We start from the raw sequence: 4,047 nt of genomic DNA, 5'->3' as shown, positions 1-4,047 counted from the left end.
GTGTAAAACGTGTTATTATTTACATATAAAATAAACAAAAGGTGTAATTATAAATGAATGACATAACGCCAAGAATCCTTGAAGAATTAAGGGAAAGTAAAGGTTGGAGTAAAACTGAAGTAGCAAAACGATTAGGAATAAAAACCGTTTCAACTTATGCTAATTGGGAATATGGCTTAAGATCACCTGATAAAGATATGCTAGCAAAAATTGCAGAGCTTTATGAAGTTACTACGGATTATTTAATAACCGGGAAACAAGAAAGTAAGATTTCAGAAGATATTTTAGAAGATGATGAATTTCAACATGCTATGAGAAGTGCTCAAGGATTCTCTGAAGAAAATAAAAAGAAAATATTAGATTATATTGAATTGATTGAAGAACTTGAGAAAGGTCGTAAGCCTGGGGATAAACAACCTCGAGGAAAAAAATTTAGATAATAACCCTGTATGGGTTTTTATTTTTACACATCATACAGAACATATATTCGCATATTAGGGGGCTATTATGGAATATCGCATGACACAATTAGAAGAGAATATCAAAGAAATTTACTCTGGATTAGGCATATCTTCACCATATGAAATTGATCCATATCACATTGCAAATGAATATAATGTTTGGATTTATTTCCATAAAGATGAAAGTGAGGTTTTTAAACGGACTAATGGTCTCTATAGTTTGTATTTAGATGAAAGATTATCACCTCAGGAACAATGGCAAGATTTTGGTCACGAATTTGGTCATGTTGTAAAACATGTCGGAAACCAATCAAGACTACATAAACCGTTTAGAAAGTTACAAGAGAATCAGGCAAATAATTTTATGTTTCATTTTTGTGTCCCAACTTTTATGTTATTAAACTATGAAATATCAAATTATTTAAACATAAAGGATGGTATAAAGTTTATTTCTGAAACATTCAAGGTAACAGAAAAGTTTGCAAAAAAAAGGCTAATTCATTTTCAAAATCAAATTTCACAGTCAGTTTCCGACCATTATTTCAAAACACAAATGAGAATGTTATACCCTAAATCAGACCCAAATAATTGGTCAGATGAAACTAAATCTTTATTAGACAAACTTAATAGACAAGTAGAAAAGAAAAAACAATTTCAAGGAGTATAAATTTAATGCCAAGACAACGTGTATACTATGACTATTTTGAAGGAAAACAAGTCCCTTTTTGGTATGTATTAACATTTAAAAACCAAGAAATACCTTGGGAAAAAGATACCTTTTATTTTGAAGTTATAGCACCTTTTGAATATTTTGGTCGAGATGAGTTCGATGATTCTGTAATAAGTGTATCTATCAATATGGAGGATTTACTTACTAACAACCTTCAAGATTGTAACTTAGGATTAAACCTCAATAGAATTAAAGAAAGGGTTCTTATGTATGGTGTAGAGCTTTATGAGATTAGTCAGTTTATCATTCAACTACCCGATATTGAAGAAGTACTAAAACTACTGCCAAATGAAAGAAAGACTTCTTTTATTTTAAGATAAGGTATTTTTATAGGGGGAGTAAACTTGGCATATTATCAAAAACGTGGAAAAAATTCTTATTTATTGACTGTTAATACTGGTTACGATACAAATGGCAAAAGAATACGTAAAACGAAAACTATAAAAATTGAAGATGAATCACTTTTAAAGACAACAAAAAAATTGCGTGATTATCTAAATGGAGAGCTCCATAAATTCAAAATGGAGGTCGAAGCAGGGGAATATATTGCACCTGAAAAAATGCAACTTAAGGATTTTGTGATAGATTGGGAAAATAAATATGCAGTTAAGGAATTATCCGAAACTACACTAGCAAACTATTTATCCCATCTCAAGAATCATATCTTACCAGCACTTGGACATATGCAAATTGACAAAATAATGCCTGTTCATATAGTTAACTTATTAGATCAAATGAAAAGAATGGATAAACCTGATATTCCTCTTTCTATGAGAACTAAACAAGATACTTATTTAACCGTTAGAAATATATTTGAACGAGCAGTTGAATGGCGTATCATTAAGACAAATCCTGTACGAAATGTTAAAAAACCTAGAGTTTCTAACGAAAGAGATATAGATGTTAATGTATATGACGAAACAGAAGTTGAAGCATTATTTATAGCTGTTCAAAATGAACCGATACATTGGAGGATTTTCTTATCCCTTTCTCTTGCTGCAGGTTTGAGAAGAAGTGAAACCTTAGGTCTAGAATGGTCAAAGGTAAACTTAGATAATGGAACGATTGAAATTACACAAGTTATTGTAAAAGGAAGAAAAGGAGCCTTTATAAAGGGACCAAAATCTAAAAATTCTAAGAGAATAATATCTTTACCTTCATCAGTAGTTGAAGAATTAAGACAATATCGTCTCCATTGGAATAAAGAGAAAATTCAAATGGGTGAATATTGGATAGAACAAGAACATAAATGGTTATTCTGCAATGAAAATGGTACCCACTTTTACCCAACAACGCCAACTACTTGGTGGAGAAGATTTACAAAACGAGTTGGCGTTAGACATATTCGCCTACATGATTTGAGACATACTTCAGCTACTCTTTTAATCAACCAAGGTGTTCACGCTAAGATCATATCAGAACGACTTGGACATTCAGATATTAGTATAACAATGAACACCTACGGCCACGCACTTCAAAAGGCAGATCAGGAAGCAGCAAACAAATTAGACGCAATTTTCTCAAAAAAAACTAATACTAAATAAATCATTTAAGTTGTTGGCAAATTGTTGGCACAATTAGCCAACAACTATCAGAAATGGTCCTATTTTATCCGTAATTCAACCTAAAGAATCCTTGATACAATTGAGTTTAGCTAATAAATTCCGTTCCTTTCCTAACCTGTATTTTACACTGGCAGTGTAGAGGTCAGGGGTTCGAGCCCCCTATGCTCCATAAAAACCCTTGTATCTCAAGGGTTTTTTCTTATTTATAAGTAATAACGATTTTAAAGAGTAGGAAATTTAAGATTAGTAAGCGAAAGAAGTATTATTTATTTTGGTATGCAATTATAATCTGTATTTATCAGGATGTTCACAATCCCCACTACTACTTAATTAAAAGTTACCTTTCCTTAATTATATCTCCCTTAAATTCTTGATATAATCATAGAAAAGAGTCTAGTTCTCAGTTATAGTACAGACAGACATTACTTAATATAAAAAGGTGACAAAAAGAAAATGAAAAATAAACAAAGAGAGAAAGCAGCTCTTCAGCAAAAGCGGGAAAGAGAAAAACGCGAGAATAGAAGGAAGAAGAAAGAAGCAAAAAGGGAGTCTCCTCCAAATCCTTTCGCAACAATTGTTGGATTTCTAGTTATGCTTATATTAGGTTGGTACTTTTTAACGAATCATATTGGCGAAGATTCATATAAGTATGAATTTGAACCCGCATTGGCCGAACCTTATTATTCTTGGATGAACACCATTTCCATCTTATACTGGGTAATCGGGATCACATGTATAATTGGCGTTATTGCATTTGAAAGGACAAAGCCATTAGCAAAAGAAATTCTCATCTTGATTATCTTATTATTAGCTAGTTTTGGATTACTCTCTACTTATCCAATTGCTTTAATTAAGTTAAATGTTCCAGTACTCTCGTTCATTTATCTTGGCTTGATTCTTATCGGGTTAGCAATGTATAGTTATCTTTCACTTACGAAGAGTTTCGGACTTACCATTAAATTTGCAGTTGTTTTTATTTTATTTACAGCTGTGATATCAATAATATTTTTATTCTTTGCCGATCCTACTGATGGGAAATACTTAATGGTTACTAAAGGTTCTGTGATGGGAAGCTTTTGGACTAAGCTATGTATATGGGTAAGCGGTTTAGGCGGGGTACTCTTTTCACTCTTTAATCTGATGTTAAAGCTAGAAGACATAGAAATGCTAATAAAAAAGTAAAATGAATCTACACTTATTCTAGAACAAATATTACGTTAAAAAGTATGTTACATACACTATTTTTTCCTTAGGGAAATAAAAATACTTGAGTAATTATATTATTACCCAC

Annotated in this window: 5 protein-coding genes; all 5 read left to right on the top strand. The window is 31.5% G+C overall.

What is annotated here, in order from left to right; translation table 11 throughout:
* Window positions 1-53: 53 nt before the first annotated feature.
* The 5 genes from HU235_RS17830 to HU235_RS17810 all read left to right on the top strand — a co-directional run bounded on the left by HU235_RS17830 (window position 54) and on the right by HU235_RS17810 (window position 3,938).
* Window positions 54-440 carry a helix-turn-helix domain-containing protein gene (locus HU235_RS17830; RefSeq protein ID WP_174881094.1) on the top strand — a complete coding sequence of 129 codons (387 nt, stop codon included), beginning with the start codon at window positions 54-56 and terminating at the stop codon, window positions 438-440.
* 67 nt (window positions 441-507) lie between these two features.
* Window positions 508-1,128, top strand: coding sequence for an ImmA/IrrE family metallo-endopeptidase (locus HU235_RS17825; protein WP_174881093.1), 621 nt, complete (start codon window positions 508-510; stop codon window positions 1,126-1,128).
* Between the two features lie 5 nt (window positions 1,129-1,133).
* Window positions 1,134-1,511 carry a hypothetical protein gene (locus HU235_RS17820; RefSeq protein ID WP_174881092.1) on the top strand — a complete coding sequence of 126 codons (378 nt, stop codon included), beginning with the start codon at window positions 1,134-1,136 and terminating at the stop codon, window positions 1,509-1,511.
* A gap of 24 nt (window positions 1,512-1,535) precedes the next feature.
* Window positions 1,536-2,735, top strand: coding sequence for a tyrosine-type recombinase/integrase (locus HU235_RS17815; RefSeq protein ID WP_174881091.1), 1,200 nt, complete (start codon window positions 1,536-1,538; stop codon window positions 2,733-2,735).
* Between the two features lie 474 nt (window positions 2,736-3,209).
* Window positions 3,210-3,938, top strand: coding sequence for a hypothetical protein (locus tag HU235_RS17810; protein WP_145581842.1), 729 nt, complete (start codon window positions 3,210-3,212; stop codon window positions 3,936-3,938).
* Window positions 3,939-4,047: the final 109 nt, after the last annotated feature.

This window comes from Metabacillus niabensis (assembly GCF_902829255.1).
GTDB lineage: Bacteria > Bacillota > Bacilli > Bacillales > Bacillaceae > Metabacillus > Metabacillus niabensis.
This window is presented reverse-complemented; position numbering and strand designations above follow the sequence as displayed.

What these genes read in the sequence shown, in the direction of transcription:
- HU235_RS17810 (WP_145581842.1), top strand. Translation starts at nt 3,210, where the DNA reads ATGAAAAATAAACAAAGAGAGAAAGCAGCTCTTCAGCAAAAGCGGGAA.
- HU235_RS17830 (WP_174881094.1), top strand. Translation starts at nt 54, where the DNA reads ATGAATGACATAACGCCAAGAATCCTTGAAGAATTAAGGGAAAGTAAA.
- HU235_RS17825 (WP_174881093.1), top strand. Translation starts at nt 508, where the DNA reads ATGGAATATCGCATGACACAATTAGAAGAGAATATCAAAGAAATTTAC.
- HU235_RS17820 (WP_174881092.1), top strand. Translation starts at nt 1,134, where the DNA reads ATGCCAAGACAACGTGTATACTATGACTATTTTGAAGGAAAACAAGTC.